Below are 4325 nucleotides of genomic sequence, written 5' to 3'. Positions count from 1 at the left end.
CTTTATTACACCGGACTTACCCGCACGGCTAAAAACATTCTGGCCGAAATAGTGCGCGGGATGTTTCTCAACAATACGGAGCACTTGGCCTTGCTTGATGAAATGAAGCAGCACGCTTTATCCGTATATGAGACTCTCCAACTGGGCGATTTCAATCGTTTGGGACGTTTGGTGCGTCAAACATGGGAACAGAACAAAGCCCTTGACAGTGGAACGAATCCTCCTCTCGTAGAGGAGCTGTGCCACCGCGTGGACGATCTTTGTGCGGGTTACAAATTGCCCGGCGCCGGCGGTGGCGGCTTCATGTACATGATAGCCAAAGACCCTGAGGCAGCCCGGCGCATAAGAAAACTACTCACCGAAAATCCTTTGGCGCCTAATGCCCGTTTTGTCCGGATGAGCGTGTCAGACAAAGGCATGCAGGTGAGCCGTTCTTGATAAAGGCAGGATAATTTTTATTGTTTGCAAACTATATTCGAATAAGGACCGATATGAAGAAAATACAAACTTTCGCTTGTGCGCTGATTGTCATTCTGATGACAACCGCTTGTTGGGAAAGCGGCAAGGGAAACGAAATAACTGTGGCTGTTTTTTCTGTCAACGACTTTCATGGCAGCTTTGTGCGCAATGACAGTAAGAAAATACCGGGGGCAGCGGCTCTCTGGCAGACACTTGACTCCTTGAAAAGGCTTTATCCCTATCATCTTACAGTCTCTGCCGGCGACAATTTTGGCGGCAGTTATTTTTACAATGCTACGCGAGGGGAGTTGCTGCCCGTTCTGTTTGATGGATTGGGAATAACCCTTTCGGCCATAGGTAATCATGAGTTCGATGACGGGCAGGCTGCGCTTGCCGCCAAATGGCAGGGAAGCCCTCTGCGGCCGAAGGACTGGGATCTGGAGTATATCTGCGCTAACGTCCGCGATTCTTCAGGTGTTGTTCCCGCCTTTGCCAAACCCTTCGTTACACGGAAAATTCATTTGCCGGGAGGAAAGTCGGTCACCATAGGACTGGCAGGCCTCATAGCCTCTTCCACACCGCAGCAGACCAGTTCTTCCAAACTCAAAGGCTTATCCTTTGACGGCAAATATACGGCTGTTTTGGACAGTATTACGCATCTTTCCGGCTACGAAGGGCTGGAGAAGGCTACAGTCCGTTTGCTTCTGACCCATATAGGTACTGTAACGGATGGAGACCAACCGGTGTGGGATGACAGAGACGCGGAAGAATTAAAGAGGCTGTCCGGCAACATGTGGCACGGCATTCTCTCTTCACACACCCATCAGCAAGTATGCGGCCGTATCAATGAAGAACAGATTCCCGTGGTTCAAGGAAAATGGCATGGTGAATACATCAGTATTTTAAAAGTGTCCGTGGATACGCTCCGCATGGAAGTGACAGGTGTCGTACCGGAGCTTTGTCCTGTCAATCCTGATATCGCATTGGAAGGCGACGCCCGCCATTTCCAACATCAGATAGACTTTCTCCTGAAGCATACGGTAACAGCGGGCGGTACGCCGATAGGGCGCCGGCTGACTGTTGCCGCTCGTGATTTTATCCACAATCGCGATGCCAAGTACCGGCAGACGGAAGTCGGTACGCTGGTTTGCCGTGCCTATGCCGAAGCTTTTCGTAGGGCAGCTGGTTTGGGTGCCGGAACAATCGTCGTTGGAGCGAGCCATTTCGGCAGCATTCGCGCCGGTTTTACCGCCGGTCCGGTGTCTGTTCTCGATGTGGGAGAGACTCTGCCTTTTTCCAATGCATTGCGTGTTTATGAAATGACTGGTAAGGAGTTGCTTAGGCTGGTCGATTTTGGTTTTCATAACGACAGATATGGCTGGCTGCAAACCTCCTGGCTCGACATCAGCCGCAATGCGGAAGGCGATGTCATCCGTCTCTCCTATGCCGGACCGGAGGGGAGCCGTACCGCCATTGCTGACGATACGCCTTGCTATCTGGTAGTTGATGAGTTTATTACGAAAGGCGGCGACGGGTATGCGCCCGAACTGTTTCCTGAAGGCAAGGAAGTGAAGAATTGCGATTTGCCTCACACCACCGATGCTTTCATTAATTATCTCGATACCTTTAAGATTATCGGAGAGTAATATGACTCCGGTTTCCCTGTGTCTTTGGGGGACTCGATCTTTATGTGAAAACAAAAAAACGATGATAAAATGAGCTTGCTCTCTTTCCCTTTTTCTGCCGGTAACACCGGCGAGTGTAATGTTAATTTGGATTTGTTTCTGAAAGGAGATGATATGGATACAACGGACAACCGCTATCGCCGTATGCTTCCTGCAGAATGGTTCCCTCAAAGTTTTGTCCAGCTCACCTGGCCGCATAGTGCTACGGACTGGGCTTATATGCTCGAAGACGTAACGGCCTGTTATTTGCGTCTGGCCTTCGAAATAGCCACCCGCAGCCATCTTCTGGTGGTGACCCCCGAGCCGGCGGCCGTGAAGGCGCTGATTGAGGAGAAACTGCCGCGCCGTGCTGCTGACAACATCACCTACTTTTGTTGCCCGACCAACGACACATGGGCCCGCGACCATGGTTTCCTGACCGTTGTGGGAACGGCCGGAGTCGAATTGCTCGACTTCCGTTTCAACGGTTGGGGCGGAAAGTTTGAGGCCGGCTTGGATAATGCCATCAACGGCCGGCTTTTTGAGTCAGGCCTTCTGAGGGGGCAGTATGTCGATATGCTCGACTTTGAACTGGAAGGCGGAAGCATTGAGAGCGACGGGCTTGGCACGTTGCTGACAACCTCGGCTTGTCTGCTCAATCCCAACCGCAATGCCGGTATGGATAAAGGGCAAATCACCTTGCGGCTTCAGGAGGCTTTTGGCGTGGAACGTATCCTGTGGCTTGACCACGGCTATCTGGCCGGCGACGATACGGACTCACACGTTGATACGCTGGCCCGTTTTTGTCCGGATGACACGATAGTTTATGTGAAATGCCACGATGCCGCCGATGAGCATTATGCCGAACTGCAACTGATGGAAGCGCAGTTGCAGACTTTCCGCACCGCATGCAATGAGCCTTATCGCCTTGTCAGCGTTCCGCTGCCCGATGCGGTTTACGATGAAGATGGTGAACGTTTGCCCGCCACCTACGCTAATTTTTTGATAACCAACACAGCCGTGCTTTATCCTACTTATGATCAGCCGGACAAGGACATGGAAGCCGGGCGGGCCTTGCAGAAAGCATTCCCTCAGTATGATGTCGTGGGCGTGGACTGCCGCGCGCTTATCCGCCAGCATGGTTCGCTGCATTGCGTCACGATGCAGTATCCCAAAGGTGTTTTATAACCGTTATTTAACAGATGCAATCATTTATGACAAAGACTGAAAACATTCTCCGCATAGGCATAGTGCAACAATGTTGTACGGCCGACATTGAGGCCAACAAACGGAAACTGGCTGACAATATAGCGCAGGTAGCCTCACAGGGGGCAAGGCTTGTGGTGTTGCAAGAACTGCACAATTCGCTCTACTTCTGTCAGGTAGAAAGTACGGATAACTTTGATTTGGCCGAGCCTGTTCCCGGGCCTTCCACTGATTTTTATTCGCAAGTGGCCCGCCGTCACGGCATTGTGCTCGTCACGTCATTGTTTGAGCGCCGCGCAGCCGGACTTTATCATAACACGGCCGTTGTCTTTGAGCGTGACGGTTCCGTGGCCGGCATTTACCGAAAGATGCACATACCCGATGATCCCGCCTATTATGAGAAATTTTATTTCACGCCCGGCGACCTCGGCTTCCGCCCCATTGATACGAGCGTGGGCCGTTTGGGGGTACAGGTGTGTTGGGACCAGTGGTATCCCGAAGGCGCGCGCCTGATGGCGCTTGCCGGGGCGGACATACTCATTTACCCTACGGCCATAGGCTATGAGAGCAGTGACACGCCTCAGGAGCAGGAGCGCCAGCGCGAGGCATGGACCACAGTGCAGCGCGGCCACGCCGTGGCCAATGGCCTGCCGGTTGTAGCCGTCAACCGTACCGGGCATGAACCCGATCCGTCGGGGCAGACACGCGGCATACAGTTCTGGGGCAGCAGTTTTGTGGCTGGGCCTCAGGGGGAGATGCTCTATCGCGCTCCCAAGGACGAGGAAGTCAATGTCGTGGTAGACATTGACATGCGCCGTAGCGAAAACGTACGGCGGTGGTGGCCGTTTCTGCGCGACCGCCGCATAGAGTGTTTTTCGGACCTTGGCCGCCGGTTCATCGACCGGAAGAACGGTGAGTGAATCTGTGGCAGCGGCTGTGGAGATAAGCGCGAACCGGTTTCGGTGATGTGCAAACCGGCCTGTCAGGCCTCCTTGA

General features: G+C 53.1%; 3 protein-coding genes and 1 pseudogene. All 4 read left to right on the top strand.

From position 1 onward, the window contains the following. Nucleotides 1–438: pseudogene (fkp, locus tag C5S62_RS05890) on the top strand (bifunctional fucokinase/L-fucose-1-P-guanylyltransferase); the annotation flags it as partial. A 53-nt stretch (nt 439–491) separates the two neighbouring features. Continuing rightward, nucleotides 492–2105, top strand: coding sequence for a bifunctional UDP-sugar hydrolase/5'-nucleotidase (locus tag C5S62_RS05885; RefSeq protein WP_104404472.1), 1614 nt, complete (start codon nt 492–494; stop codon nt 2103–2105). Between the two features lie 69 nt (nt 2106–2174). Then, entirely contained in the window at nt 2175–3311 is a 1137-nt protein-coding gene (locus tag C5S62_RS05880) for an agmatine deiminase family protein (protein WP_223301160.1), read from the top strand. Nucleotides 3312–3337: 26 nt separating this feature from the next. Next, the gene (locus C5S62_RS05875; protein WP_104404471.1) at nt 3338–4249 is read left to right on the top strand and encodes a carbon-nitrogen hydrolase; all 912 of its coding nucleotides are present in this window, start codon (nt 3338–3340) and stop codon (nt 4247–4249) included. Nucleotides 4250–4325 lie beyond the last annotated feature (76 nt).

The sequence above is a fragment of the Prevotella sp. MGM2 genome, from assembly GCF_002933955.1.
In the GTDB taxonomy this organism is placed as follows: domain Bacteria; phylum Bacteroidota; class Bacteroidia; order Bacteroidales; family Bacteroidaceae; genus Alloprevotella.
This window is presented reverse-complemented; position numbering and strand designations above follow the sequence as displayed.